This is a genomic window from Marivita sp., assembly GCF_022763305.1.
In the GTDB taxonomy this organism is placed as follows: Bacteria; Pseudomonadota; Alphaproteobacteria; order Rhodobacterales; family Rhodobacteraceae; genus Marivita.
Genome location: NZ_JALEGT010000041.1, coordinates 153,588 through 179,407 on the forward strand (window position 1 = coordinate 153,588; position 25,820 = coordinate 179,407).

A 25,820-nucleotide genomic window follows, 5' to 3' on the forward strand; every position below is an offset into this window, starting at 1 on the left:
ACGCCCGACAGGGCGGCAAAGGCAAGGCACGGAATGCCAAACGCGTTGGCACTACTCGCACTGGTCGTCTGGCCACTGGTGACAGTTGTTCTGTTTCAGAAACTGCCGCCCGGGCGTGCCGTGATCGCGACGCTGCTCATGGGATTTCTGTTCCTGCCTGAACCACCGGCGGGCTTCGACTTTCCACTCTTGCCGCCGTTGACGAAACACACGATCCCCGCGCTGAGCGCGTTTTTCATGTGGTATTGGATGTACCCGCACGACTTCAGACCGTTGCCCCGGTCTCCCGTCGCGGTCAGCCTGCTGCTACTCTTCATTTTCTCGCCGATCATCACCGCGCTGACCAACATGCATCCCGTGGTCTGGGGGGATTTCGTCATACAGGCGATGACCATCAAGGATTCCATCGGCTTTGTGATTCAACAGATCCTGCTGGTCATTCCATTCCTGCTGGCGCGCCGTTTTCTGACGCGGGCCGAGGACCAGCGCGACCTGATGTATGCTTTCATGATCGGCGGGCTTGTCTATTCCTTTCCGATGCTGGTGGAGATCCGCCTGTCGCCACAACTCAACCTGTGGATCTATGGCTATTATCAGCATGATTTCGTCCAGACGATCCGCTTTGGTGGCTTCCGACCGATGGTGTTCCTCTATCACGGGATCACTGCCGCGTTCTTCCTGTTGCTGTCGATCCTTGCCGCGTTCGCATTGTGGAAAACGCAGAAAATCAAGTCAAAATGGATGCTATTCGGCGCTGCGGTCTACCTCACGGGGGTTCTGGTGCTGGCCAAGTCTCTTGGCGCTTGGCTGTTCGCAGCGGTGCTGATCCCCAGCATCGTTGTGCTGGGCACCCGCTGGCAACTGCGTCTTGCCGTGTGCATCGCCGCGTTCGCCATCACTTATCCCGCACTCAAGGGTGTCGGCCTTGTGCCCGAGACAGCGATCCTCGAAGCAGCGGCCAGCATCGACCCGGACCGGGCTGCCTCGCTCGAGTTCAGGTTCATGAACGAGAACCGACTGTTGGACCGGGCGCAGGAGAAACCGCTGTTCGGATGGGGCAACTACGACCGAAACCAGATCATGAACCCGGCAAACGGCGTGATTGAAACGATCACGGATGGTCGATGGATCATTGTCATTGGCCAGTTGGGATGGCTTGGGTTTCTTGCCGAATTCGGCGTGCTCGTCCTACCGGTCTTCCTGCTTTGGCGCGAGGTCCGGCATCGGGCTGCGGATGATTATTCGCTCCTGATTGCGCCTCTGTCGCTCATGCTTGCCGTGAACGTGTTCGAACTGCTGCCCAACGCGACGCTGACTCCATTGACATGGCTGATGGCCGGCGCCCTGACGGGATATGCCGAGGCCCTGCGCGATGGGCGCGGCGCCTATGAACCGAAGGAGCGCCTGGCCTGGCGCACGGTCCTTTAAAAATGCGCGACACCATGACCACCGGATCATCACATCGGCCCAGAGTCCTGGCCATCGCCGAGGCAGCGAACCCCGAATGGGTAAGCGTGCCGCTGGTCGGATGGTCTCTGGCACAGGCTTTGCGCGAGGTCGCGGATGTCCACCTCGTCACGCAGATCCGCAACCGTGACGCGATCCTGCGGGCAGGGCTGGTAGAGGGTCGGGATTTCACGGCCATCGACTCCGAAGCAGTGGCGCGTCCACTCTGGGCGGTGGCCGAAAAGCTCCGCATGGGCGAAGGCAAGGGCTGGACGACGCTGCAGGCGTTCAATGCGCTGATGTATCCATGGTTCGAACATCTGGTCTGGAAGCAGTTTGGTCCGGCGATCAAATCAGGCCGATATGATATCGTGCACCGGATCACTCCGTTGAGTCCCACAATATCATCCCCCATGGCCCGCAAGGTGGACCGCGCGGGTGTGCCGTTCATTCTTGGTCCGCTCAACGGCGGTGTGCCCTGGCCGAGGCAGTTCGACGCGGAACGGCGCGCCGAAAAGGAATGGCTCAGCTATCTGCGGAGCGCCTACAAACACCTGCCCGGTCGCGTCAGCACGCTGAAACACGCCTCGGCCATCATTGTCGGGTCACACCACACCCGAAGCGAGATTCCTTCCTCGTTCCAGGACAAGACCGTCTACATCCCGGAAAACGGGATCGACCCGGCACGCTTCAACCAGACCGCCCAGCCAACCGGAGATGTGCTGCGCGCCTGTTTTGTCGGGCGGCTTGTGCCCTACAAGGGCGCGGACATGCTCATCGCGGCGTCTGCAGACCTGTTGCGCTCCGGGCGCATGACGCTCGATATCATCGGCGATGGGCCCATGCTCGACAGCCTGATTGCACTGGCGGAGCGTCTTGATTGCCGGACCGGGTTGACCTTTCATCGCTGGATTCCCCACGCCGAGGTGCAATCCATCCTCAGCCGGTCGCATATCCTCAGCTTTCCGTCGATCCGCGAATTCGGCGGCGGTGTCGTGCTTGAAGCCATGGCGCTGGGTGTTGTGCCCGTGATCGTGGACTATGCCGGTCCGGCCGAACTTGTGACCCCGGAGACTGGGTTCAAGGTGCCCTGTGGCAGCCGGGATGAGATCATTTCCGCGTTCCGCGAGACTCTGACCCGTCTGTCGGCCAACCCAGCCGCGCTGGCCCCGATGGCGCGGACGGCCAAATCGCGCGTGGAAGATTACTTCCTGTGGTCGCGCAAGGCCGCACAGGTCGAACATGTCTACAATTGGACGCTAAACAGCCGGATTTCCGAGAAACCGGACATTTTCAGGGCGGAATTGCGACAGGTTCCCGCAACAATCACCGGGACCACGTAACACACTGTTTCCGGATTCCCGATTGCTCCGGATGGCACTTAAGGGGTACAAGAACAGAACGGTGGGGGCCGTTGCTGCAGAAGTCTATCACCGTGCCAAGCCGCTCGCGCCTTCGACTGTCCGATGTTCTTGTGTTCAAGGACTCGGAATCCGCGCGTTCCGAAATGCGGCAGTTTCTTCTGGCCATGGCCTGCTTCGCCTTCGTCCTCGCCGCTCTGGGCGCAGGACAGGTGGGCACGGATGCGTTTGCCAAGGACATCATCCTGGTCTTCTGCGGCGGTTGGTGCGCAAACCAGCTGATCCGGGGACCTGACATTTTCAAGTCTCAGGTGATCTGCGTCCTGCAAGCTTTCTTTGTCGGGGTTCTTTGCTGCGCCGTCGTGCTGTTCATCGTGGGTTGGATGATCTTCCTGCCCGAAGAATACGAGCACTTGGGCCAAGCGCTCTTGATGGCTGCGACATTCAGCACGAATTTCGGTTTGGTGTTCTTTCCATTCGACACGGGCATGCGCTTCGATGGCCTGTTCGATCACCTTTGGATCCCCGCACTCATCGCACAGTGCGGCCTGATCCTGACCCTGATCCACCGGTTCCTGTCTCACAAACCGATTCAGCTGATGGTGGCCCTGAGCGGTCTGGCGGGGGTTTCGCTCGTCCTGTCGCTGATCGAAAGTCCGATGGTGCAGATCCTGCCGATTGGCGGGTTGTGGGCATTTCTGTTCGGCGCTTTGCCCTTCATCATCACGAACCGGTTTCGCGTTCTTGAATTTGCGACTTTGATCGGGGTCATCAACTTCGTGGCCGGTGTTCTGGCGATCACCGCTGCGGGCGACACGTTGCTCGCCCGGGCACTCGTGGCCATCGGGCTGGCATTTCTCTACCTCGGAAGCCGCCCACGCACATCGCATCCAGAGATGTCGGACTTGCGGCGCCGGTGGTTCGGGATGGTGCTCCATTCATTCCTCTGGGCTGTGCCACTGACGCAGCTCTACGGCGCACTCAACGTCTCGGACCAAACGTCTGGAGGCAATGTTCTCTTGCTGATCATTCCGTGCCTGCTCTTCTCGATCTTTTCCTGGACGGTTTGGCAACATATCGAAGAGCGTCGAGGCTCAAATCAATGGGTGATCAGTGCTGCGGTCGCCACTGTCCTGTTCGTCAACGGGCTGATCGGACTGACCACACAAGGCCTCCAGGTTCGGTTTCCGGATGGGGCGCAGGCCTACATCCATGCACTGGAAGGCAGCGATCCGGCTTTCAGGTGCCCGCGCGACATCGACGGCCCTCTTGCTGGCCTTCCCGTCTGTCGGCTTGGTCCAGACGGTCCACCCAAGGTCCTTGTCTGGGGAGATCACCAGCTCGACGCCATTCGAAGCGGCTATGCCGAGGCCGCGCGCCGGGCTGACGTACCGATCTTGCTGATTGCCCAGAACGACTGTGTGCCCCTTGATGGCCTTCAGAGCCGCTTTTCCGCCGGTATCGGGTTCTCAGGACAGGATTGCGACCAACAGACCGCGCAGGTTCTGCAAGCCTTGTCACATCTGAGGTCAATCCGGCAGGTCACCTTGGTTGCGGACTGGGCCTATTATCTCGAAACACCGCGCACCGAGCTGTTTGATCGCGCAACGGTCCGCCTCGGCCCCATCGACGGCAGCCCCATCGATGTGACACGTCAGTCAGAGTATGTGGCAAATGCGGCAAAACGCACGCTGACGTCACGGACCGACAGAGGTCTTCGGGTGTCGGTTCTGCGGCAGGTGCCATCCCATCCGCAATTCGATGCCGAGATGGCTGCACGGGCCAGCCTGCCCGGTGTCGGTCTCTATCTTGGGATGCCGAAACTGACGACATCGGTGTCCCTCGACGATGCAACGCGACGGCATTTCGACATCGATGCCCTGTTCCGCGGGTTCGCGACCAAGGGGCAGATGACCTATGTGGACACGTGGGATGCCTTTTGTTCGCACACTCGGTGCGACGCACGTGGTGGACTGTCGAGCGATTACATCACGTCGACCCGGCTCAGCCAGAGCGGTGCCTTGTCCCTTGCTCCGATACTCGCGACCGATCTTGAGCGCGCTCTGACGCACGCCCCGTACAGGCGCGGCGCAGGCAGCTGATCAGGCCGCCTGCGGTGCCATCAACTCTTTCCAGCGATGACAGGCCACATCATGGCCGGTTGCATCGCTTTCCAGCTTCGGTTCGACCTGCTTGCAGTGGTCAATCGCAAACGGGCAGCGCGTGTGGAACTTGCAGCCCGAGGGCTGATTGGTGGGTGACGGGATTTCACCCTTAAGCTTTTGCGCCGATCCCCGATCATCCGGATCAAGCGACGGAATCGCCGAAAACAGCGCCTTGGTGTACGGGTGGCGCGGCGCTGCAAACAGCTTGCGCGTCGGTGCCGTTTCCACCAACCGACCCAGATACATGACCGCGACGTGGTCGCAGGTATGCGCCACCACCGACAGGTCGTGGCTGATGAACAGGAATGTCAGGCCCATGTCCGACTGGATTTGCTTGAGCAGGTTCAGCACATCCGCCTGAATTGACACGTCCAGCGCCGCGACGCTTTCATCCGCCACGATGAACTTGGGTGCCGAAACCAACGCCCGAGCAATCGAAATGCGCTGCCGCTGCCCCCCGGAAAACGCGTGGGGAAAGCGCCGCAGGTGTTCGAGGTTCAACCGGCATTTCGCGGCGATCTCGCGCACGCGGGCGTCGGTTTCCTGCCGGCTCTTCGTCAGCTTCATCACCTCGAGCGGCTCGGCAATGATGTCGCGCACGGTCATGCGCGGGCTGAGCGCGGCGTAGGGATCCTGAAAAATCAGTTGCGCGCGTTTGCGGTAATCCCTGAGCTGGTCCTTGGTGATCTTCTCAAGATCGTAGTCCACTTCACCGTCGCTGTAATGCGCCCCACCGGCCGTGATTGGCGCGGCTTTGAGAAGGGCACGTCCCAGCGTCGTCTTGCCGGACCCGCTTTCCCCGACAAGGCCAAAGAACGACCCCTTCTCGATGTCGAGGGACACGTTGTCCACCGCCTTGAGGATCTGCTTGTTGAACAGTCCGCCGCCGATGGGAAAGCCGACGGACAGCCCTTTGGCCCGGATCAGAACATCGCTCATGCGGGCACCTCTTCGTAGATGTGGCAGGATACCTTGTGGGTCGCGTCGATCCGTCGTTCGGTGGGTTCAACCGCCTTGCACACATCGCCCACCACCTTGGAGCAGCGGGTGTGGAACACACATCCCGTGGGCCGTTCCAACGGGGACGGGATGTCTCCGGGCACGGGCGTCAGGGGTGAATCCAGATCGTCCAGCTTGGGCAGCGCGGCCAGCAGACCTTGTGTATAGGGATGTTTGGGATTGCGGATCACCTCGCGCACCGGGCCTTCTTCGATCATGCGACCCAGATACATCACGTTCACCTTGTCGGCCGTCTGCGCCACCACACCAAGGTCATGTGTGATGAACACGATCCCCATGTGGAACTCGGCCACCAGATCCTTCATCAGGTCGATCACCTGCGCCTGAATGGTCACATCCAGCGCCGTGGTCGGTTCGTCGGCGATCAGCAGTTTCGGCTGTGTGGACAGGGCCATCGCGATCATCGCGCGCTGACGCATCCCGCCGGACAGCTCGAACGCGTATTGGTCAAACCGCTTGGCCGCGTCCGAAATGCCGACGCGATCCAGCATTTCGATGGACCAGCGCTTGGCCTTTTCGTTGCTGTAATCGCCATGCAGCTGAAGCTGCTCGACCATCTGCTTGCCGATGGTGATGGCCGGCGCGAAACTGGCCATCGGTTCCTGAAAGATCATGGACACCGCGCCACCGCGTACGATGTTCAATTCGCGATGCGTCTTGAGCGATAGAACATCGACCGGCCCCTTGTCGGTATGCAGGGTGATCCGGCTTTCAGGCGAATAGACCGCGTTCTTGGCGTTCAAATGCATCAGTGCCTTGGCGGTCACGGATTTGCCCGATCCGGACTCTCCGACCAGCCCCATCACCTCGCCCTTGTTGAGCGAGAAACTGACATTGTCGACAGCGGTGATCAGCCCCTCGTCGGTGCGGAACTTGAGTGTCAGGTTCTGTACGTCGATCAGGGCCGTCATTTGTTGTTATCCGAATACGGGTCTGCCGCGTCGCGCAAGCCGTCACCGACGAACACGAACGCCATCACCAGTGCGATGAAGAAGATCACCGGGATGAAGTACCATTGATAGTTGAGAAGCACGTCGGCACTTGTCACGTTCTGCAGCATGACGCCAAGGCTGTTCACCGGATCCTTCAGGCCAAGCCCGATAAAGGACAGCGCGGTTTCCGACAGCACCATGTAAGGGAACGAGATCACAAGATCGACGATGATGTAGCTGGTGAAACTGGGCAACAGGTGCCGCCGGATCACGTGGCCCGAGGACGCTCCGCACAGCTGAGCCGCAAGCACGTATTCCTGATTGCGTTCGGTCAAAAGGTGCGTCCGCACCCGGCGCGCCAGTGTTGGCCATCCGATGAGGCCAAGAATGAGCGATATGTAGAAGAACCGTTCCTCGGCCGATAACTCGGGCGGCATGAACGCCGCCACTGCCATGAAAAGCGGAATGGCCGGCACCGTGCGCACCGCGTCGGTGATCATCTGCAGGACAGAGTCGATCCACCCGCCGTAATACCCCGAGATTCCCCCGATCACGAGGGCGAGGACAAAGGCGATCAAGACACCGATGGTGCCCACCTGCAATGAGGTCCAGATAGCATGGAACGTGCGCGAAAAGATGTCCTTGCCTGCATCATCCGTACCAAAAACGTGCACAAACCCGTCCGGTGCACCGAACAGATGCGTGTCCATCGGAATGAAGCCGAAAAGCTTGTACTCCCACCCTTCGACGAAGAAGTAGATGTAGTGCCGTTCGTCTTCGTTGACGGTCGTCACCCAGCGGAAATTCGTCGCCATCGACCGTTCGCGTTCCACCGCATGCACGAAGGGGCGCAGCGAACAGCCGTTCACATCGCAGAACATCGGGATCTGCGGCGCGCCGTTGGTGTATTCGTCGTTCTTGCCCGCAATCGTCGGATTGTAGGGCGAAATGAACGGCGCAAAGATGCCCGACAGGATCAGGAACAGCAGCACACTGGCCGCGATCATGGCAGAACGCTGTTTCTTGAACCGCGCCCAGATCAGCTGACCTTGCGAGGCCGTGAAATATGCCTCTTTCGACCGGCGTTCCACGGCTGCGTCAGTTTCCACGACCTGCACATCCGGACCGGTGGTCTGCGCCATGTTGGGCTTCATGGGATCGGGTGTCGTCGTCATGGCGTCACCTCACGATGCTCTTGCGGACGCGCGGATCAAGCACCGCCAGCAACACGTCCGTCAGGAAGTTCAGCGTCACGATGGACGCGGTCAGAAGAAAGATGATCGCCCCGGCCAATTGCTGGTCGTTCGACCGCGCCAGTGCCTCGATCAAAAGCGACCCGGCCTCCGTCAGCGTCAGGATCAACGCCACGATGGGCAATTCGTTGAAGATACGGTTGAGGTCAAAGCCAAGGCTGTTGACGATCGGGCCCAGCGCGTGACGCGCCGGGTAGTTCCACAAAAGCTTGCGCCCATGCACCCCCCGCGCCGATGCCGCGGTGACGTAAAGCTTGCCGATCTCGTCCGACATCAATGCCCGCACGGTCTGGAGTGCAAACGCGGTGGCGGACCAGCCAAGAATGAAAATGGGCAACCACGCATTGCTTAGTAGGTCCAGAACCCGGTCCATACTCCAGGGGGCATCCCTGTATTCGGCCGAGAACAGACCCGTCAACGTGTCCCCGAAATAGACGGTCGAGAACAGCATGATCATCAGCGCCAGCAGGAAGTTCGGCATCGCAAGGCCAAGATAGCTGAACAGGCGCAGCGAATTGTTCAGGACCGCATTGTCAGACGCCGCGGCGATGATCCCGACGGGCAAGGCAATCGAATAGGCCAGCAAAAGCGAAGCAAGGCACAGCCCCAGAGAGATCCAGAACTTGTCCCCCAGAAGCTGCGCAATATCCACGCGCAAGATACAGCTATCGCCGAATTCACCTTGGAACGCATTGACGATCCACTTGCCCCAGCGTTCGAGGAAGGGGCGATCCAGACCCAGACGGATGCGCTCGTTTTCTATATCGGCGGCAGAGATCCCGGACCCTTGGGTGTTCTTGAAGGCAAGGTAGCGCTCTGCGCAATCGCCCGGCACAAGCTCCATGAGCGAGAACACCACCAGCGAGACAATGATCAGCGTGATCATCGCAAGCACGGCGCGTGTCACCACAAAGCGCGCAAAATTCAACATGAAGCATGCCCCTGCATGGCGTCTGCGCCCCCGGTTGATCCGGTGTGTCGGTCAGGCCGCCGTCATTCTTGAGAAAGGATGCGGGCGGCACAGACCGCCCGCATCAGGATCAGCAGACCTTATTCGTCCAGCCACCACTGTGTCGCGCGGTACGGATAGGTCCGGTAGTATTCGTAGGACCAGGTCTTGAACTCGGTGAAGTTCTTGAGGTTGTTGCTGGCATAGATCGGTTCCGGCGCTTTCACCGTGCCGATCATGACCAGATTGCTCACGAAGTTCTCGACCAGACCTGCGCCCAGTTCGTTGGACTCTGCGGTGCCCGGAACAGCCGACTGGAACGCGTCGATATCGGCAGCGAGTTTCTTGGCCCATTCCGGCGGCTCAACACCAGATGCACCATTGCTGTCCAGCCATTCCGCCCAGAGCATCCCGGTGCGGTGTTCGAAATAGGTTCCGAACGGCGGACGGAAGAAGCTGTTGAGACCCAGATGGATCGCCAGCGGCGCACCGTACTGCCACAGGCCCACATCGAGGTTGTTTGCGGATTGTGCCGAGCGATATTCATCCGGCGTCACTTCCTTGACCTGCGTCTGCACGCCCACATCGGCCCAGTTCTGGCCAACCAGTTCCACAACCGCACCGGCGATGCCCTGGGTCGAGAACTGCATGTTCAGAGTGATCTTCTCGCCATTCGGAAGCTCGCGGAAGCCGTCACCATCGGTGTCGACCATGCCGATCTCGTCCAGCAGCGCCTTTGCGGTGTCCGGATCGAACTCGGCCTTGTAGCTTTCCCAGCTCGGATCAACGAAATCCGGTGCCGGGTTGAACGGTGCGATCTGGCTGGGCGTGCCCTGACCGAAATACGCGATCTCGTTCAGCTCGTCGCGGTTGATGGCGATCGACATGGCTTCGCGGAAGCGAATGTCATTGTAAAGCGCGCGCTTGGCTTCGTCTTCGATGGTGAAGTTGAAGCTGAACGCAGGCATGCCGACCGTCGGCTTGAGCTGGATCGAATAGTTGCCCTTTTCCTGATTTTCCAGAAGCAGCGGCGCGGATTCAAGACGCACGGACTGCGATTTGTAATCCACTTCGCCGTTCACCAGCTTGAGGATCCGCACTTCGTTGTCGTTGATGTACAGCTCGTCCTGCGTCGAGATGTAGGGAAGCTGCTGACCAGTCGTGTCGACCTGGTGGAAATAGGGGTTCGCCACCAGTTTCCGACCTTCGGTCGTGTCGGTGATGTAGATGTGCGATTCCAGCGTCGGCACGGTCGCCTTGGGCAGACCATCGACGATGTCGGCACGCGACAGCATCGGGGTCGGCGTGTCGGTCCAGTCCGAGTTGCCGTAATAGGCCAGGATCGCGTCATAGCCGTTCTCGAAACCCAGCGATTGCGCATAGCTGTCGGCATCCGGGTTGATGTCCGGATGGAACTGGCCAAGGAAATGCTTGGGCTGGAAACCCTGCGCGTAGGATGTCGCGAAGTGGGTCAGCAGACCGGGCTTCGGCGCGGGCAGATTGAAGACCACCGTCACATCGTCAGGTGCCTCAACCGTCATGGTCTCGCCACCGACGGTCACGTAGTCGCGCACCTGCTCGAAGATGTTGGTGTCGAGCATGATATTGTCATGCCAGAACTTCACGTCCGCCGACGTATAGGGCGCGCCATCCGACCACTTGTGGCCTTCGCGCAGCGTGAAGGTCAACTGGGTGTAATCGTCGTTCCACGACCACGACTTCGCCACGTTGGGAACGATGGTCTGAAGGTCATCGGAATAGCGCACGAGGTTGACGTGACGCACCGAAAGGAAGTCGGAGGTGCCCGCTTCGGTCGCGTTGGACAGGGCGTTCAGTTCGCCACCGTATTGACCGATGCTGTCATAAGGAACAACAACAAGCGGCTCGGACGGCAGACGCTCTGCCAGCGGCGGCAGGTCCGGGTTGCCCTTGATCTGCGCGTTCAGTGCTTCGATATCCGGGTTTGCCGAAAATTCCATCGAGCAACCGGCGGCTTCCTGGAAAGCGCTCAGTTCGTATTGCTGCGGAAATTCACCGGAAGGCACACCTTGCATGTCCGCAACCGTGATGCCCGGGCAGTTGGCATAAGCCGCCGCCGGCAAGGCAATCAGGGCAACGCCTGAAAGTAGGATTTTCTTCATTTTCTCTCCTGTTGGTTCCAAGTGTGATGGGGGCTGTTCCCCCTTTTTGCGCCGATCGCTTGTGCAATCAGTCATTCCGGGCGTCCACGGACCCACGCGTTTGGTCTGGCAGATGTCGTCGCGCGGTGGACTGGAGTCTGGCCTGGCATCTCCTTCATGTCGTCAGCCCTCGACCGAACAGCCGGGCTTTATATCTCTGGCAACCATGACAGATGCGTGACAGGACCAGTTGGGCATAATTCATGAGGCCACTTTCACGCCGTCATCGGTAATCATGGTTCTCGAAAACGTGCCATCGGTGTTAACCATTCGATGGCAAAGCATAAGCTGCATCAAATCAAGCATTGTCTGCGCATATGCTGAATTTTTTGTCAGATTTTGGTCTTCAAGCCCGTCGGAGACATCCATCAGGATGGGGGGAAGCCCTCCGGCAAATTGTACGAATCGCAGTGAGTCCTTGCGCATCACGGAAAGATTCGCGGCATCAATCGATATCCCGTGGTCCCTCTGCCAGAGCGTCGGCGCCAGTGGATCGCCAAAATCCAGCTCTGACACCGAGACCGTCCGCCAGTCTTCGGGCGTCGTTCCGTTCAGGAAGGGCACGAGGCTTCGGCCATCCATCGAATGCGGAATGTCGAGGCCAAGGCAATCAAGAATGGTCGGCGTGACATCAATGGATTCCGTCGGCTCTGTCACCGTGATCCCGCGGACAGTCGTGTGCGGGTGCCGGATGATGAGCGGAACGTGGAACGCGGCATCATGAAACGTCGTTTTGCCCCCAAGCCCGTAATCCCCCAGCATCTCACCATGATCGGCGGTCAGCACGATCAGCGTGTCGTCATATTGCCCGCTGTCCTTCAGCCAGGCGATCAGCCGACCGACATGGTGGTCGACTTCGGTCGCTAGACCGAAATAAAGCTTGCGGATCATCCGTGTCGTGGCATCCGACGCCTCGAGTTCCGGGAAACCGACAACGGTTGAGGCCACATTCGCCTTTCGACGCGCCGTCGTGACAAAGGGATGCCACCCCGGTTCAGCCGCTTCCTTCGCCGAGGGAAGATGGGTTTCATCGTACATCTGGTTATACGGCGCCGGGGCCACGAAAGGCGGGTGCGGCCGGATATATGTGACCAGGCCGAACCAGCCCGGCGGTCGCTGACCCAGACCGGCGATCACCTGATCCGTCAGAAAAGCGGTGTCGCTATGTTCCGCCGCATACATCGCGGGCGAATCCGGAGTGTCGCCAACCGGTCGATACATCTCGGGATAGGGCGGCACATCATAGCCCGCCGCGCGCAGATGCTCTTCCCAGGCGCGGGAATCCCCCTCGAGCCGCATCCGAACCACTTCTTGGAAACCGGGGGCCAACTCCTCGTAGGAAAACAGCCTTGGATCATCCGGCGGAAGGAATCTCGGATCCTGAGACGTGTCGGTATACCCGAACAGCAGCGGGTCGAACCCGTGCTGACGCGTCACGGTGGCAAGGTTCGGAACATCCCGCTTGAGCGGTGTCCCGTTGCGCCGGGCTCCGTGGTTCGATGCATATTGCGCCGTAAGCAGGGACACCCGCGATGGACCGCAGGGCGAGGTGACGGAATAATGGTTCCGGAACGATACCGCATCCTCTGCCAGGCTTCGGATGTTGGGCATGTCCAGATGCTCGGCAAGCGCTCCGAACACGCAATCCGCGCGCAACTGGTCGATCACGATAAACAGCGTATTCGGCTTTGACTTGGACACGGCGCTTCCCAGGATTGGGCCGATCATGACAAGCGGACACCATATGTAAAGACAAGTGATTTATATACATCCATAGGCCAAACCTATGGATTACGCCAGCAGCGTCTTCTGCACCGCCTTGATGAAGCCTCGGATCAGCGGAACATCCCGCCGCGCGGACAACGTCACCAGAGATTCAGACATGCCGATATCGACATCGTCGAAGGGAATGGCCTTCAACCGACGGTCATGACCGAATTCGGCCTCACTGATGAACCCGATCCCGGCACCCGACGCCACCACCTCGCGCATCGCTTCACGACCTTCGACCTCGATGGCGGGGATCAGGTCGAGCTTCAGCCGCTCCGCCTCTTCCTCGACCTGCGCTCGCGTCCGCGATCCCACCTCGCGATAGATCAAGGGATACCGCCCCAGATCGCGGAAGCGCAGTTTTCGCGTGCCCTGCAGCAGATATCCCTTCGCAACCAAGGCAAGGATCGGCGTGCGCCCCAAGTCGATGCTGTCAAGATCCGGTGCCGAGATCGAATTGCCGACGACACCGATTTCCGCCTCATAATTCCGCAAGCGGCGCAGCAGGTCCTCGGTATTGCCGGTCCGGATGCTGACGAACACCTCGGGACTGGCCGCACGGAATCGTTGCACCGCCTCCGTGATGTGCATCGCGGAATCCGCCATAATGCGCAGATGACCAGACAAGGCGGTTCGGTTTTCATCAAAAAGTGCGCTGATCCGTTCCTCCACCTCAAACATCTCGCTGGTCAGTCGGAACAACGCCTCGCCCGCATCCGTCATCCGCACCTGACGCGCTTCGCGGGTGAACAGCAGCACGTCATGCCGCTGCTCAAGCTGGCGTACCTGATCCGACACCGAGGGCTGCGAAATATTGAGCGCACGCGCCGCGCGGGAGAATCCGCCATGCAAAGCGACATGGTGAAAGGCACGTAACTGGCTATAGCGCATGGTGGCTCCGGACGGGGGCGACTCTCCATAAGCTTAACCTATCAATCAATAGAGAACAAAGATTTTACATATGCCTGACCGCGCCGCATATCCAAGGCCAGAACAGCTTTGGAACCGCACCATGTCTGCCACACCGCTGCCTGCCCCGGAACTCGGGGAACCCTATCTTCTGACCCCCGGCCCGCTGACCACCGCCTATGCGGTCAAACAGGCGATGCTCAAGGATTGGGGCAGTTGGGATGATGATTTCCGCGCTATGACGCTCGCGGTCCGCTCCCGTTTGCTGGCCCTGATCGGCGATGGCGCGTCTGATTACGACTGCGTGCCGATCCAGGGATCCGGCAGCTATTGCGTCGAGGCGATGCTGGGCAGCTTCGTTCCCCGCGACGGCAAGGTTCTCGTGCTGTCGAACGGTGCCTACGGGCTGCGCGCCGCGCAAACGCTCGACTATCTCGGTCGGTCCTGCCACCTTCTCGACAAGGGCGACTACCTGCCTCCACGCGGCGACGAGGTTGCAGCCATCCTCGCCGCTGATCCAACCATCACCCATGTGCTGGCGATCCATTGCGAAACCTCAAGCGGCATCCTGAACCCGGTCGAGGAAATCGCAGAGGCCACCCAGAAAGCCGGGCGCAAGCTCCTGATCGACTCCATGTCGGCTTTCGGTGCCCTGCCGCTCGACCCGGTCAAACTCAACTGCACCGCCTTTGTGTCCTCGGCCAACAAGTGCATCGAGGGCGTCCCGGGCTTTGGTTTTGTCATCGCCCGCAAAGACGAGATCGAAACCTCTAAAGGCAATTCGCATTCCCTGTCGCTCGACGTGCACGCGCAATGGGCGACAATGGAGAAAACCGGCCAGTGGCGCTTTACGCCCCCGACCCATGTGGTCGCGGCCTTCCTCAAGGCGCTCGACTTGCACGAAGCCGAAGGCGGTGTGCCCGCCCGTGGTGCCCGCTATACAAAGAACCGCGATGTGATGGTGCAAGGGATGCGCGATCTGGGGTTTGAAACCCTGCTCGCCGACCGCTGGCTCAGCCCGATCATCGTGACCTTCTTCTGCCCCGCCGATCCGAACTTTACCTTCCCCGGCTTTTATGACGCCATGAAGGCCCGCGGGTTCATCATCTATCCCGGCAAGCTGACCGTCGTGGACAGTTTCCGCATTGGGGTGATCGGGCAGATGGACGAACACGTGATGCGCCGTGTGGTGGACGCCGCCCGCGACGCCCTGACCGATATGAAAGTAAGCAGCGCAGCTCCGCCCGCCGCCGCTTTGGAAGAACGCAAGAAACTCGCCGCCTGAAGGAAGAGATATGCCGATTAAGAACTCCGTGGTCGCCAATGACCGCACCTACCCCGCGCCCAAGACCTGCGCGATTGCGATCTGTCTGGATGGCTGCGAACCCGAATACCTCGAGGTGGCGATTGCAGAAGGGCTGATGCCGACGCTGAAGCGCATCCGCGACACCGGAACAGACCGTCTGGCTCATTCGGTGATCCCGTCCTTCACCAACCCCAACAACATGAGCATCGCCACGGGCCGCCCGCCCGCCGTGCACGGCATCTGCGGCAACTTCCTTTACGAGCCGGAAAACGGACAGGAAGTCATGATGAACGACGTCCGCTTTCTGCGCGCGCCAACCGTATTCTCCAAGTTCTACGAAGCGGGTGCGCGGGTCGCAGTCGTCACGGCCAAGGACAAGCTGCGCGCGCTGCTGGGGGCTGGTCTGAAGTTCGACGAAGACCGCGCCATCGCGTTTTCGTCCGAACGCTCGGGTGACACGACCAAGGCGGAGCACGGTATCGACAAGGCGTCCGACTGGCTCGGCATGCCGGTGCCAGAGGTCTATTCCGCCGACCTGTCAGAATTCGTCTTCGCCGCCGGTGTGAAGCTGCTGAAAGAGTGGAAACCGGACGTGATGTACCTCTCCACCACCGACTACATCCAGCACAAGTTCGCGCCTGATGAACAGGGCGCGAAAGACTTCTACGCGATGTTCGATAAGTACCTGACCGAACTTGACGCCATGGGCGCGGCCATCGTCGTTACCGCCGATCACGGCATGAAGCCAAAGCATGACGCCAACGGCGACCCGTCGGTGATCTACGTGCAGGATCTGCTCGACGAATGGCTGGGCGAAGCTGCCGCGCGGGTGATCCTGCCGATCACCGACCCGTATGTCGTGCATCACGGCGCGCTGGGGTCGTTCGCCACGGCTTACCTGCCCGCGAGTGCCGATCAGGCCGACATCATCGCCCGCCTGCGCGCTTTGCCGGAGATGCTCGAAGTTGTGGACAAGGCCACCGCCGTTCAGAAATACGAACTCCCCGCCGACCGCATCGGCGACATCGTCATGATCTCGACCGAGAACATGACCATCGGCACCTCTGCCCACCGCCACGACCTCGCCGCGCTCAAGGAACCGCTGCGCAGCCATGGCGGGCTGACCGAACAGGAAGTGCCCTTCATCGTGAACCGCAAGATCGACCTGCCCAACGCACCGACCCTGCGCAATTTCGATGCGTTTTTCTATGCCACCACCGCAGCCGCGCTCGAAGAGGTGCCCGCATGACCGAAATCCGTCACGAACAGATGCGCATCGGTGGTGAAAAGGTCGACACCGAAGCGCGGCTCGAGGTGCGTTATCCCTATACCGACGAGGTGATCGGCACCGTCCCGATGGGCACCGCCGAACACGCCCGCCGTGCCTTCGAGATTGCCGCGAACTACAAACCCAAGCTCACCCGCTACGAACGCAGCCAGATCCTGCAACGCGCCGGTCAACTGATCGGTGAACGTCGTGACTACCTTGCCAAATGGCTGACGCTGGAACTGGGCATCTGCCACCAGCATAGCATCTACGAAACCAAGCGCGCGCAGGACGTCTACCAATTCGCCGCCGCCGAAGCACTCAAGGACGATGGCGAGATTTTCTCGTGTGACCTGACCCATAACGGCAAGGCGCGCAAGATTTTCACCATGCGCGAACCCGTCCGCGCCATCAGCGCGATCACCCCGTTCAACCACCCGCTGAACATGGTCAGCCACAAGATCGCACCGTCGATTGCCACCAACAACTGCATGGTGTGCAAACCGACAGAACTTACACCGCTTACGGCGCTGACCTTGGCCGACATCCTCTACGAGGCAGGCCTCCCGCCCGAGATGTTCCAGGTCGTCACCGGCATGCCCGCCGATATCGGCGACGAGATGGTGACGAACCCGAATATCGACATCATCACCTTCACCGGTGGTGTTCCCGTCGGCAAACTCATCGCGTCCAAAGCGGGCTACAAGCGCACCGCGCTGGAACTGGGTGGCAACGATCCCCTGATCGTCTGCAACGACCTGAGCGATGCCGACCTCGACATGGCCGCGACCATTGCCGTCGCCGGTGCCACCGGCAACTCCGGCCAGCGCTGCACCGCGATCAAGCGCATCCTCGTGCAGGAAATCGTCGCTGACCGGTTCGTTCCGCTGGTGGTCGAGAAGGCCAGGAAGATCAAATTCGGTGATCCACAGGACCCCGAAACCGAACTGGGCTGCGTGATCCACGCGCAAGCCGCAGAACTGTTCGAAAAGCGTGTCTACATGGCCGCCGACCAGGGCGCGAAGGTGCTTTATGACCCGGGCCGCAAAGGCGCGCTTCTGCCGCCCATCGTGGTCGATCACGTCCCCCATGACAGCGAACTGGTGATGGAGGAAACATTCGGCCCGATCATCCCCATCGTCCGCGTGCCCGACAACGACGAAGAGGTGATGCGCATCTCCAACAGCACCGATTTCGGCCTGTCCTCGGGTGTCTGCACCAACGACCTGAACCGCGCGATTGCCTATATCAACGGGCTCAATGTCGGCACCTGCAACATCTGGGAACAGCCCGGCTACCGGATAGAGATGTCCCCCTTTGGCGGCATCAAGGACAGCGGCAATGGCGTAAAGGAAGGTGTCATCGAGGCGATGAAGTTCTTCACCAACGTCAAGACCTACAGCCTGCCCTGGCCCTGACGCCCATGGCCTTCACCCACAAGATCGTCTGGATCTCCGACCTGCACCAGACGGTCTCTGGTCAGGTCGAAGGCGTGAACAGCCGTGCGCGGCTGCACCAGGTGGTCGAACAGGTGAACGCCCATCATGCCGACGCGCTGTGCTGCGTCGCATCCGGCGATCTGTGCGATACCGGAACGGCAGAGGAATACACGGCACTGAGCAAGGCTCTGTCAGACCTGCGCGTGCCGTTCCTTCCGATGATCGGCAATCACGACAATCGCGCGAACATGATCGCGGCGCTTCCCCGACCCGGAACAGGGCCTGAGGGCTATTATCAATACCGCCACGACCTCTACGGCAATGTGACCCTGCTCTGCCTCGACACTCATCTGCCCGGCAGCGATGCGGGACAAATGGATGCCGCCCGTCTGGACTGGCTTGCCTCGGAACTTGAGCAAACCCGCGACAGGCGTGTCCTTGTCTTTGCCCATCACCCGCCCGGCCCATTGGGCCTCGGATTGCTCGACGACATGCCCTTGCTCGATCACCAGCCTCTGGTCGATCTTCTATCCTCTGCCCCCCAGGTCGAACATCTCTGCGTCGGCCATGTGCACCGCCCGCTGTCCGGCGTGATCGGCGGCGTGCCCTTCACCGCCCTCCGCTCCATCGCGCATCAGACCCGGCCACCCCACCAGACATGGGACTGGTCAAACTTCGTCGCGCCCGAGGAACGCCCCCAATACGCAGTCATCCTGATCGGCCCGGATCGGGTGGTGATCCAGATGACGGATATCGAGGACCCCGCCTGATGCGACACACCGAAGGCGAAGCCAACACCAGCGCCGCACGGGCCGACTGGTCCGCGCGCGAAACACACAACGAAACGCGCGACCTGCTGGCGCGTGATGCCAACGCTTTCCTGCACCAATCCCTGTCTTCCCCCTGCCTCAGCACCATCGCCAAGGCCGAAGGCATCTGGATCGAAGACACCAGCGGCCGCCGCTTCATGGATTTCCACGGTAACTCCGTGCACCACATCGGTTACGGCCATCCGCGCCTTGTGCAGGCCGTGAAAGACCAGATCGACGCGCTGCCCTTCTCACCGCGCCGCTTCACCAACGATGTCTCCGTCACGCTCGCTGAACGCTTGGGCCGGATCGCACCCGGCAATCTCAACCGCGTTCTCTTCACCACGGGCGGATCGGACGCCGTGGAAGTCGCTTTGCGCCTTGCCCGCGCCGCCACAGGCCGGTTCAAGACGATCAGCTTCTGGGACGCGTTCCACGGTGCAGGGTTTGGCGCCTCCAGCGTCGGCGGCGAAGCCACCTTCCGCAGCCATATCGCCGGCCCGCTCCTGCCCGGCGCCGAACACGTCGCCCCCTTTCACTGCTACCACTGCGCCTATGGCCACCCCGGACCGGAAACCTGCGCCCTTGCCTGCGCCAAGATGGTCGAATTCGCTCTGGCCCGCGAAGGCGATGTGGCTGCCATCATCGCCGAACCCATGCGCGCCGTTCCGGTTGTCCCCCCACCGGGCTACTGGCAAGCCGTTCAGGCCGCCTGCCGCAAACACGGAGCGCTGCTCATCATGGATGAAATCCCGACAGGCCTCGGCAAGACCGGCCGCATGTTCGCCTTTGATCATGACGGAATCGAACCGGATATCGTTGTTCTCGGCAAGGCGCTTGGCGGCGGCATGCTCCCCATCGCCGGGATCATCGCACGGGACGATCTGAACGTCGCGGGCGACTTCGCCATCGGGCACTACACGCACGAAAAGAACCCCGTCACCGCCCGCGCAGCACTGACCACGCTTGACATCATCGAGGACGAAGGACTGGTAGACCGCTCCGCAACCCTTGGCACCCACGCCCAGGAGCGCCTGAAAGACGCGCTGCACGATCACCCTCATGTGGGCGACATCCGCGGTCGCGGCCTCATGTTCGGGGTCGAGATCGTAACCGACCGCGACAGCCGCACCCCCGATCCCGACCGCGCCGAACGCATCTACTATGCCTGCCTCGACAAAGGCCTCAGCTTCAAGATCAGCGCCGGCTGCGTGCTGACCCTGTCACCCCCGCTGGTGATCTCCCAGGCCGATCTCGACACAGCCCTCGACATCGTCATCGACGCGATCCGGACAACCGGGTGAGCACAACCGTCCTTCTGATCGTCCTGCTGGCCGCGCTGCTCCACGCGCTCTGGAACGCGCTGGTCAAAACCTCGGGCGACCGCGCAATCACGCTTGGTCTGGTGGCAACGGGCCACTGCCTGCCCGCCTTTGCCCTGGTGCCCTTTGTCCCGATCCCGGCAGCCGAGGCGTTTCCCTTCATCATCGCCTCCACGGTGATCCACTGGGCCTACTATTACGGCCTGAACATCGCTTACCGCTTTGGCGACCTGTCCCTGATCTACCCCATCGCGCGCGGCACCGCCCCGGTGATGGTCGCCCTCGGCGCCATGGTCTGGGCGGATGAGTCCCTGTCGCTCTGGGCTTGGATCGGGATCGTGACCGTATCCGCCGGGATCATGGTGCTGGCCGCCATCCGGCACGCCGACAAGCGCGGGATCGGAGCGGCACTTGCAACCTCTGCCATCATCGCGGCCTATTCGGTGGTGGATGGCATCGGCATTCGCGTTTCCGGCACACCCATCGGCTATGTCGTCTGGCTGTTCGCCGCCGAGATCTTCGTGGCCGTCTTCGTCATCGCCACCCGGTTCAACCGCGCCCGCAGCATCAGCCAACGCGCGCTTGTCCTTGGCCTGACAGGCGGCCTCATCTCCGGCCTCGCCTATGGGCTGGCCCTCTTCGCCAAAACACTGGCCCCCATCGGCATCGTGTCAGCGGTGCGCGAAACCTCCGTGATCTTCGCAGCCTTGATCGGCGTCTACTGGCTCGGCGAAGGACCGGCCAAGCGCAGGCTAGTCGCGGCCAGCGTGGTGGCACTCGGCGTCATCATCCTCGCCCTGTCCTGATCTTCTCTGGTTCGAAAATACTTCGGGGTTTGGGGCAGAGCCCCAATGTTTCGGTCCACCGAAACACCATGATGCGTCACCGCATCATGGACCCGAAAATCAGGGCTTGCGGAAGATCCGGGTCGACCGGAACATATCCTCCAGCGCTTCGATCCGCGCCCGCGCGCTGTCGGACACGCGCGTCTGAACCTCGGCGATCAAGGCTTCGATGATCAGGTTGATCGCCAGCGTCGAATCCCAGCTTGACGGCACCTCGATCATCGCGTTCACGACATGGTCGGCCAGCCGCGAAATCGGCGACCCCCATTGATCGGTGAACAGGATGATCTCCGCCCCCCGCTCTTTGGCCAGTTCCGCCAGACGCTCCAGATCCCGTTCATACCGCCGAATGTCGAACAGGATCAGCACCGACGCGCGGTCCATGTCCAGAATGTATTGCGGCCAGACATTTGGCGATGCCCCGAGCAACGTCACCGCCGGGCGGATGATCTGAAGATGGTTGTAGAAGTAATCGGCATTCGACCGCGTGATCCGCCCACCGGACAGGTACACCGGCCTCTGCCGTTCAGCCAGAACCCCCGCGATGGCATCGAGCGTCCCCGGCTCCAGCCGGTCAATCGTGCGGCTCAGATTGTCGAACACCGCCTCGGCAAAGGCCGTGAACGCCGCCGATCCGGGCTTGGTATCCCCCCATCCCTCGCGCTTGCGAATGGGTGTCTTGAACTGTTCGGACGCCTCGTCCCGCATCGCGGCCTGCAACTCCGGGAACCCGTCGAAGCCCAGCTTGCGCGCCAGACGGATCACTGTCGGCGTCGACACCCCCGCCGCCTCGGCGATCCGGGTGATGGATTGCAACCCGCCCACCGGATAATCGCGCATGAGAACGCTGGACAACTGCCGCTCTGCTGGCGTCAATGCACCCGCCTGATCGTGCAGCCTGTCCTTGACCGAAAGGGGTTTCGCCATCCCGTGACGCCTTTTGTAGCAATCGCTACATTGATACTCACCTTGGTACAATAATCAACGAAATTGTCTTGACAGGTCGAAAGCCCCCAACCCTTAATGGCCGCGTGATGACATCCAAAGACCATACGATTCTGGCCGACGACGACGGGCCCGCCGCAGAGGTGATCCATCCTCGCGGAACCGCCCCCATGTGCCTTGTGTGCGAACATGCCAGCGCCTTCATTCCTGCAAAGCTGATGGATCTCGGTGTCGCACCCGAACATCGGCACAGCCATGCAGCCTGGGATATCGGCGGGCGTGCTCTTGCCGTTGCGCTGTCGGAAAAACTCGACGCGCCACTGGTCGCCTCGCGTGTGTCCCGGCTCGTCTATGACTGCAATCGGCCGCCAAGCGCACCGGATGCGGTCCCGCCCCGATCCGAGGTGGTGGACGTGCCCGGCAACCAGAATCTGTCCGACGCCGCCCGCGCCGCGCGGGTGGCCGAGGTTTATGAACCGTTCCGCACGCTGCTGAAAACCACGCTCGACAGTTTCAAGACACCCCCCATTCTCGTGACGATCCACTCCTTTACACCGATCTGGTTCGGCCAGCCCCGCGAGGTGGAACTCGGCCTCTTGCATGACAGCGACGACAGGCTTGCGCGCGCCATGATGTCCAAACGGCCCGACGGCCTCGATGCACGCCTCAACGCGCCCTATTCCGTCACCGATGGCGTCACCCACACATTGCGCGAACACGCGATCCCGCGTGGCTTGCAGAACGTGATGATCGAAGTCCGCAACGATCTGATCTCCGATGCAAATGGCGTCGCCCGGTTCGCCGACATCCTGAGCACCATGCTGACCAGTGCGCTGGCGACACAGGAGGCCACATGACCGGTGCGCTCTTGGCCTATGTCCGGGTGATCGACCCGTTCAACCGCATGATCGGGCGGATCGTGATGTACGGCATCTTCGTGATGATGGGCATCCTGATCTGGTCGTCCATCAGCAAGGTGTTCCTTGTCCCATCGCTCTGGACGCTGGAAATGGCCCAATTCGCCATGGTCGCCTACTACATCCTCGGCGGCCCCTATTCGATCCAGATGGGATCGAACGTCCGCATGGATCTGATCTACGGCGAAATGAGCGACCGCCGAAAAGCCGCCATCGACGCGGTGACGGTGCTGTTTCTCATCGTGTACCTGCTCTTCCTGCTCTATGGCGGGATCGCCTCGACCGCCTATTCACTGGGCTATTTCGGATCGGAACCCATCAGCTTTTTCGCAGGCCTTGCGACGGGCAGCGAAGAACTGGGTTTTCTCGAACGCAGCCCGACATCGTGGCGGCCCTATCTCTGGCCGATCAAGGTGATCATGGTGATCGGCATCTTCCTGATGCTGCTGCAAGTGCTGTGCGAACTGGCCAAGGACATCCTGCGCCTCAAGGGACATGACATGGGGGCCAAGGTCTGATGCCGTACGAACTGATTGCGGCACTCATGTTCTCGACCATGATGCTGATGCTTCTGACGGGCCAGCGCGTGTTCGGCGCCATCGGCTTTGTGGCCGTGGTCGCGGCCTTCTTCCTCTGGGGGGATCGCGGTGGATATGACCTCGGCTTCTCGGCGGCGATGAAGCTGATGAAATGGTATCCGCTGCTGACCCTGCCGATGTTCATCTTCATGGGCTACGTCCTGTCGGAAAGCCGCATCGCGGACGACCTTTACAAGATGTTCCACGTCTGGATGGGCGGACTCTCGGGTGGCCTTGCCGTGGGCACCATCGGCCTGATGGTCCTGATCTCGGCCATGAATGGCCTGAGCGTCGCCGGCATGGCCATCGGCGCCACCATCGCGCTGCCCGAACTGCTCAAGCGCGGCTATGACAAGAGGATGGTGACAGGCGTCATACAAGCGGGGTCATCGCTCGGCATCCTTGTACCACCCTCGGTGGTGCTGGTTCTCTACGCGATGATTGCCCGCCAGCCGGTCGGCCAATTGTGGCTCGCCGGTGTGATCCCGGGGCTGATGATGGCGAGCATGTTCGTCCTCTACATCGTGCTCCGCTGCAAGATGAACCCATCGCTCGGCCCTGTCCTGCCCGCCGCCGAACGCGACATTCCCCGCGCCGAGAAACTCCGCCTTTTGCGCGCCGGTTTGCTGCCGCTGGGCATCTTCTTCGTGATGATGGTGCCTTTCGTGAACGGATGGACCTCGCTTGTCGAAAGCTCTGCCATCGGCGCGATTGCGGCCTTCATGGCTGCCGTCCTCAAGGGCCGCATGACCCGCGAGGTGTTCGAGAACTCGGTGCGCCAGACGCTCGGCATTTCCTGCATGTTCATGTGGATCATCCTGGCCGCCCTTGCCTTTGGCGCGGTGTTCGACGGTCTGGGTGCGGTCAAAGCAATCGAGAACCTCTTTACCGAACAACTTGGCCTCAGCCCGTGGGTGATCCTGATCCTGATGCAGCTCAGCTTCATCATCATGGGCACCTTCCTTGACGACACGGCCATGCTTGTGATCGTGGCACCGCTTTATGTCCCGCTCGTTGCAGCGCTTGGCTTCGACCTGATCTGGTACGGCATCCTGTATACGATCACGACCCAGATCGCCTACATGACCCCGCCTTTCGGCTACAATCTCTTCCTGATGCGCGCGATGGCTCCGCCTGAAATCAGTTTGCGCGATATCTACTCTTCCATCCTTCCCTTCGTAGCAGTGATGGTGATGGCGCTTGCGATCATCATGGTATTCCCGGAGATCGCCCTTTGGCTGCCGGAATACGTGTATGACAAATAACCCAAGACTCCGGCAACGGAGCGCACCCAAAACCACAGAGAGGACATGACATGACCACCAGACGTAAGTTTCTCAGAACAGCCGGCATCGGTGCGGCAGCCAGCCTTGCCGCCCCCGCCATCGTCAAGGCGCAGTCGGGCATCACATGGCGCTTCCAGACCTATGCCGGTGCCGCACTGGGCGAACACGTGACCAAGCCGGTCATCGACTACATCAACAACAACTCCAACGGTGAACTCACGGTCGAGCTGTTCTACGCCGACCAGATCGTTCCCACCGGCGAGCTCTTCCAGGCGCTTCAGCGCGGTACCATCGACGGCGTGCATTCGGACGACGACTCAATGGCGTCCCCGACACCGCTGCGCCAGTTCGGCGGCTACTTCCCCTTCGCCACCAAGCACATCCTCGACGTGCCGGTGCTCTTCAACCAGTACGGTCTCAAGGAGATCTGGGAAGAAGAATACGCCAAGGTCGGTGTGCAGTGGATCTCGGCCGCCGGTCAGGACCCGTGCAACTTCAACACCACCAAGGAAATCACCTCGGTCGCCGACCTCGATGGCTTGCGCCTCTACACCTTCCCGACCGCCGGTCGTTTCCTGTCCAAGTTCGGCGTCGTCCCTGTGTCGATCCCCTACGAAGACGCCGAAGTCGCGGTTCAGACCGGCGAACTGGACGGTATGGCGTGGTCCGGCATCACCGAGGACTACACTGTCGGCTGGGCGGATGTGACCGACTACTTCCTGACCAACAACATCTCGGGCGCATGGATCGGCTCGTGGTTCATCAACCAGCAACGCTGGGCCGACCTGCCGGATCACCTCAAATCCGTGGTCATGGCCGCGACCGAGGCGGGCCACACCTACCGCAACCAGTGGTACTGGGGCGGCGAAGCAGCCCTGCGCGCCAACGGCGACAAGCTTGAACTTCGCCAGGTGCCGCCAAGCGAATGGGCCGAGGTCGAGAACGCCGCCAAGGAGTTCTGGAACGAGGTTGCCGAGGAAGGTGAGATCCAGCAGAAGATCATCAGCATCTTCCGCGAATACAACAGCGTCATCAATCAGGCTGGCGCACCCTACAACTTCGAATAATCGACGCACGAAGCCTCAAGAAGCGATCCCTCTCGGGGGGTCGCTTTGACCGTG

Annotated in this window: 21 protein-coding genes; 13 read left to right on the top strand and 8 right to left on the bottom strand. The window is 60.8% G+C overall.

From position 1 onward, the window contains the following. The first annotated feature begins 45 nt into the window (after nucleotides 1-45). The 3 genes from MRY75_RS08035 to MRY75_RS08045 all read left to right on the top strand — a co-directional run bounded on the left by MRY75_RS08035 (nucleotide 46) and on the right by MRY75_RS08045 (nucleotide 4,909). Entirely contained in the window at nucleotides 46-1,428 is a 1,383-nt protein-coding gene (locus MRY75_RS08035; protein WP_292306751.1) for a hypothetical protein, read from the top strand. Between the two features lie 14 nt (nucleotides 1,429-1,442). Next, entirely contained in the window at nucleotides 1,443-2,789 is a 1,347-nt protein-coding gene (locus MRY75_RS08040) for a glycosyltransferase family 4 protein (protein ID WP_292306753.1), read from the top strand. Between the two features lie 71 nt (nucleotides 2,790-2,860). Continuing rightward, entirely contained in the window at nucleotides 2,861-4,909 is a 2,049-nt protein-coding gene (locus MRY75_RS08045) for an SGNH hydrolase domain-containing protein (RefSeq protein ID WP_292306755.1), read from the top strand. Here MRY75_RS08045 and MRY75_RS08050 read toward each other — a convergent pair whose 3' ends face one another. The 7 genes from MRY75_RS08050 to MRY75_RS08080 all read right to left on the bottom strand — a co-directional run bounded on the left by MRY75_RS08050 (nucleotide 4,910) and on the right by MRY75_RS08080 (nucleotide 13,967). After that, on the bottom strand, nucleotides 4,910-5,911 hold the full coding sequence (locus tag MRY75_RS08050; protein ID WP_292306758.1) for an oligopeptide/dipeptide ABC transporter ATP-binding protein: 1,002 nt from the start codon (nucleotides 5,909-5,911) through the stop codon (nucleotides 4,910-4,912). Next, entirely contained in the window at nucleotides 5,908-6,903 is a 996-nt protein-coding gene (locus tag MRY75_RS08055; RefSeq protein WP_292306760.1) for an ABC transporter ATP-binding protein, read from the bottom strand. Before MRY75_RS08055 ends, MRY75_RS08050 begins: the two co-directional genes overlap by 4 nt. Next, nucleotides 6,900-8,066 carry an ABC transporter permease gene (locus tag MRY75_RS08060; protein WP_292306831.1) on the bottom strand — a complete coding sequence of 389 codons (1,167 nt, stop codon included), beginning with the start codon at nucleotides 8,064-8,066 and terminating at the stop codon, nucleotides 6,900-6,902. Before MRY75_RS08060 ends, MRY75_RS08055 begins: the two co-directional genes overlap by 4 nt. 37 nt (nucleotides 8,067-8,103) lie before the next feature. Continuing rightward, a complete protein-coding gene (locus MRY75_RS08065; RefSeq protein ID WP_292306762.1) occupies nucleotides 8,104-9,108 on the bottom strand; it encodes an ABC transporter permease in 1,005 nt (334 codons plus the stop codon). A 119-nt stretch (nucleotides 9,109-9,227) separates the two neighbouring features. Further along, nucleotides 9,228-11,267: an ABC transporter substrate-binding protein gene (locus MRY75_RS08070; protein WP_292306763.1), complete on the bottom strand. Its 2,040-nt coding sequence runs from the start codon at nucleotides 11,265-11,267 to the stop codon at nucleotides 9,228-9,230. Nucleotides 11,268-11,507: 240 nt separating this feature from the next. Then, the gene (locus MRY75_RS08075; protein WP_292306765.1) at nucleotides 11,508-13,034 is read right to left on the bottom strand and encodes a sulfatase-like hydrolase/transferase; all 1,527 of its coding nucleotides are present in this window, start codon (nucleotides 13,032-13,034) and stop codon (nucleotides 11,508-11,510) included. Between the two features lie 63 nt (nucleotides 13,035-13,097). Then, nucleotides 13,098-13,967: a LysR substrate-binding domain-containing protein gene (locus tag MRY75_RS08080; protein ID WP_292306767.1), complete on the bottom strand. Its 870-nt coding sequence runs from the start codon at nucleotides 13,965-13,967 to the stop codon at nucleotides 13,098-13,100. 121 nt (nucleotides 13,968-14,088) lie between these two features. Between MRY75_RS08080 and MRY75_RS08085 the strand changes: the two genes are divergently transcribed. From MRY75_RS08085 to MRY75_RS08110, 6 genes are read left to right on the top strand one after another with little or no spacing between them, the layout of a single operon-like run. After that, nucleotides 14,089-15,270 (top strand): 2-aminoethylphosphonate--pyruvate transaminase, encoded by a 1,182-nt coding sequence (locus MRY75_RS08085; RefSeq protein ID WP_292306768.1) that lies wholly within the window; start codon nucleotides 14,089-14,091, stop codon nucleotides 15,268-15,270. Nucleotides 15,271-15,280: 10 nt separating this feature from the next. Continuing rightward, a complete protein-coding gene (gene phnA / locus MRY75_RS08090; protein WP_292306770.1) occupies nucleotides 15,281-16,540 on the top strand; it encodes a phosphonoacetate hydrolase in 1,260 nt (419 codons plus the stop codon). Then, nucleotides 16,537-17,976, top strand: coding sequence for a phosphonoacetaldehyde dehydrogenase (gene phnY / locus MRY75_RS08095; protein WP_292306773.1), 1,440 nt, complete (start codon nucleotides 16,537-16,539; stop codon nucleotides 17,974-17,976). Before phnA ends, phnY begins: the two co-directional genes overlap by 4 nt. Before the next feature lie 5 nt (nucleotides 17,977-17,981). Beyond that, nucleotides 17,982-18,767, top strand: coding sequence for a metallophosphoesterase (locus MRY75_RS08100; RefSeq protein WP_292306775.1), 786 nt, complete (start codon nucleotides 17,982-17,984; stop codon nucleotides 18,765-18,767). Next, the gene (locus MRY75_RS08105) at nucleotides 18,767-20,110 is read left to right on the top strand and encodes an aspartate aminotransferase family protein (RefSeq protein ID WP_292306777.1); all 1,344 of its coding nucleotides are present in this window, start codon (nucleotides 18,767-18,769) and stop codon (nucleotides 20,108-20,110) included. Before MRY75_RS08100 ends, MRY75_RS08105 begins: the two co-directional genes overlap by 1 nt. After that, nucleotides 20,107-20,934, top strand: coding sequence for a DMT family transporter (locus MRY75_RS08110; RefSeq protein ID WP_292306779.1), 828 nt, complete (start codon nucleotides 20,107-20,109; stop codon nucleotides 20,932-20,934). Before MRY75_RS08105 ends, MRY75_RS08110 begins: the two co-directional genes overlap by 4 nt. Nucleotides 20,935-21,033: 99 nt before the next feature. Here MRY75_RS08110 and MRY75_RS08115 read toward each other — a convergent pair whose 3' ends face one another. Further along, complete coding sequence (locus tag MRY75_RS08115) at nucleotides 21,034-21,900, bottom strand: MurR/RpiR family transcriptional regulator (protein ID WP_292306780.1); 867 nt, start codon at nucleotides 21,898-21,900, stop codon at nucleotides 21,034-21,036. A 107-nt stretch (nucleotides 21,901-22,007) separates the two neighbouring features. On the opposite strand from MRY75_RS08115, the gene MRY75_RS08120 reads away from it, so the two are divergent. From MRY75_RS08120 to MRY75_RS08135, 4 genes are read left to right on the top strand one after another with little or no spacing between them, the layout of a single operon-like run. After that, nucleotides 22,008-22,775 (top strand): N-formylglutamate amidohydrolase, encoded by a 768-nt coding sequence (locus MRY75_RS08120; RefSeq protein WP_292306833.1) that lies wholly within the window; start codon nucleotides 22,008-22,010, stop codon nucleotides 22,773-22,775. Continuing rightward, the gene (locus MRY75_RS08125; protein WP_292306782.1) at nucleotides 22,772-23,353 is read left to right on the top strand and encodes a TRAP transporter small permease subunit; all 582 of its coding nucleotides are present in this window, start codon (nucleotides 22,772-22,774) and stop codon (nucleotides 23,351-23,353) included. The genes MRY75_RS08120 and MRY75_RS08125 overlap by 4 nt, the downstream gene beginning before the upstream one ends. Further along, nucleotides 23,353-24,678 carry a TRAP transporter large permease subunit gene (locus MRY75_RS08130; protein ID WP_292306784.1) on the top strand — a complete coding sequence of 442 codons (1,326 nt, stop codon included), beginning with the start codon at nucleotides 23,353-23,355 and terminating at the stop codon, nucleotides 24,676-24,678. The genes MRY75_RS08125 and MRY75_RS08130 overlap by 1 nt, the downstream gene beginning before the upstream one ends. A 50-nt stretch (nucleotides 24,679-24,728) precedes the next feature. Beyond that, complete coding sequence (locus MRY75_RS08135) at nucleotides 24,729-25,766, top strand: TRAP transporter substrate-binding protein (RefSeq protein WP_292306787.1); 1,038 nt, start codon at nucleotides 24,729-24,731, stop codon at nucleotides 25,764-25,766. Nucleotides 25,767-25,820: the final 54 nt, after the last annotated feature.

Bases quoted from the DNA above. Each gene is read 5' to 3' on its own strand.
- MRY75_RS08075 (WP_292306765.1), bottom strand. From the start codon at position 13,034: ATGATCGGCCCAATCCTGGGAAGCGCCGTGTCCAAGTCAAAGCCGAAT.
- MRY75_RS08135 (WP_292306787.1), top strand. From the start codon at position 24,729: ATGACCACCAGACGTAAGTTTCTCAGAACAGCCGGCATCGGTGCGGCA.
- MRY75_RS08070 (WP_292306763.1), bottom strand. From the start codon at position 11,267: ATGAAGAAAATCCTACTTTCAGGCGTTGCCCTGATTGCCTTGCCGGCG.
- phnY (WP_292306773.1), top strand. From the start codon at position 16,537: ATGACCGAAATCCGTCACGAACAGATGCGCATCGGTGGTGAAAAGGTC.
- MRY75_RS08040 (WP_292306753.1), top strand. From the start codon at position 1,443: ATGACCACCGGATCATCACATCGGCCCAGAGTCCTGGCCATCGCCGAG.
- MRY75_RS08060 (WP_292306831.1), bottom strand. From the start codon at position 8,066: ATGGCGCAGACCACCGGTCCGGATGTGCAGGTCGTGGAAACTGACGCA.
- MRY75_RS08055 (WP_292306760.1), bottom strand. From the start codon at position 6,903: ATGACGGCCCTGATCGACGTACAGAACCTGACACTCAAGTTCCGCACC.
- MRY75_RS08125 (WP_292306782.1), top strand. From the start codon at position 22,772: ATGACCGGTGCGCTCTTGGCCTATGTCCGGGTGATCGACCCGTTCAAC.
- MRY75_RS08085 (WP_292306768.1), top strand. From the start codon at position 14,089: ATGTCTGCCACACCGCTGCCTGCCCCGGAACTCGGGGAACCCTATCTT.
- MRY75_RS08130 (WP_292306784.1), top strand. From the start codon at position 23,353: ATGCCGTACGAACTGATTGCGGCACTCATGTTCTCGACCATGATGCTG.
- MRY75_RS08115 (WP_292306780.1), bottom strand. From the start codon at position 21,900: ATGGCGAAACCCCTTTCGGTCAAGGACAGGCTGCACGATCAGGCGGGT.
- MRY75_RS08050 (WP_292306758.1), bottom strand. From the start codon at position 5,911: ATGAGCGATGTTCTGATCCGGGCCAAAGGGCTGTCCGTCGGCTTTCCC.
- phnA (WP_292306770.1), top strand. From the start codon at position 15,281: ATGCCGATTAAGAACTCCGTGGTCGCCAATGACCGCACCTACCCCGCG.
- MRY75_RS08120 (WP_292306833.1), top strand. From the start codon at position 22,008: ATGACATCCAAAGACCATACGATTCTGGCCGACGACGACGGGCCCGCC.
- MRY75_RS08080 (WP_292306767.1), bottom strand. From the start codon at position 13,967: ATGCGCTATAGCCAGTTACGTGCCTTTCACCATGTCGCTTTGCATGGC.
- MRY75_RS08100 (WP_292306775.1), top strand. From the start codon at position 17,982: ATGGCCTTCACCCACAAGATCGTCTGGATCTCCGACCTGCACCAGACG.
- MRY75_RS08065 (WP_292306762.1), bottom strand. From the start codon at position 9,108: ATGTTGAATTTTGCGCGCTTTGTGGTGACACGCGCCGTGCTTGCGATG.
- MRY75_RS08105 (WP_292306777.1), top strand. From the start codon at position 18,767: ATGCGACACACCGAAGGCGAAGCCAACACCAGCGCCGCACGGGCCGAC.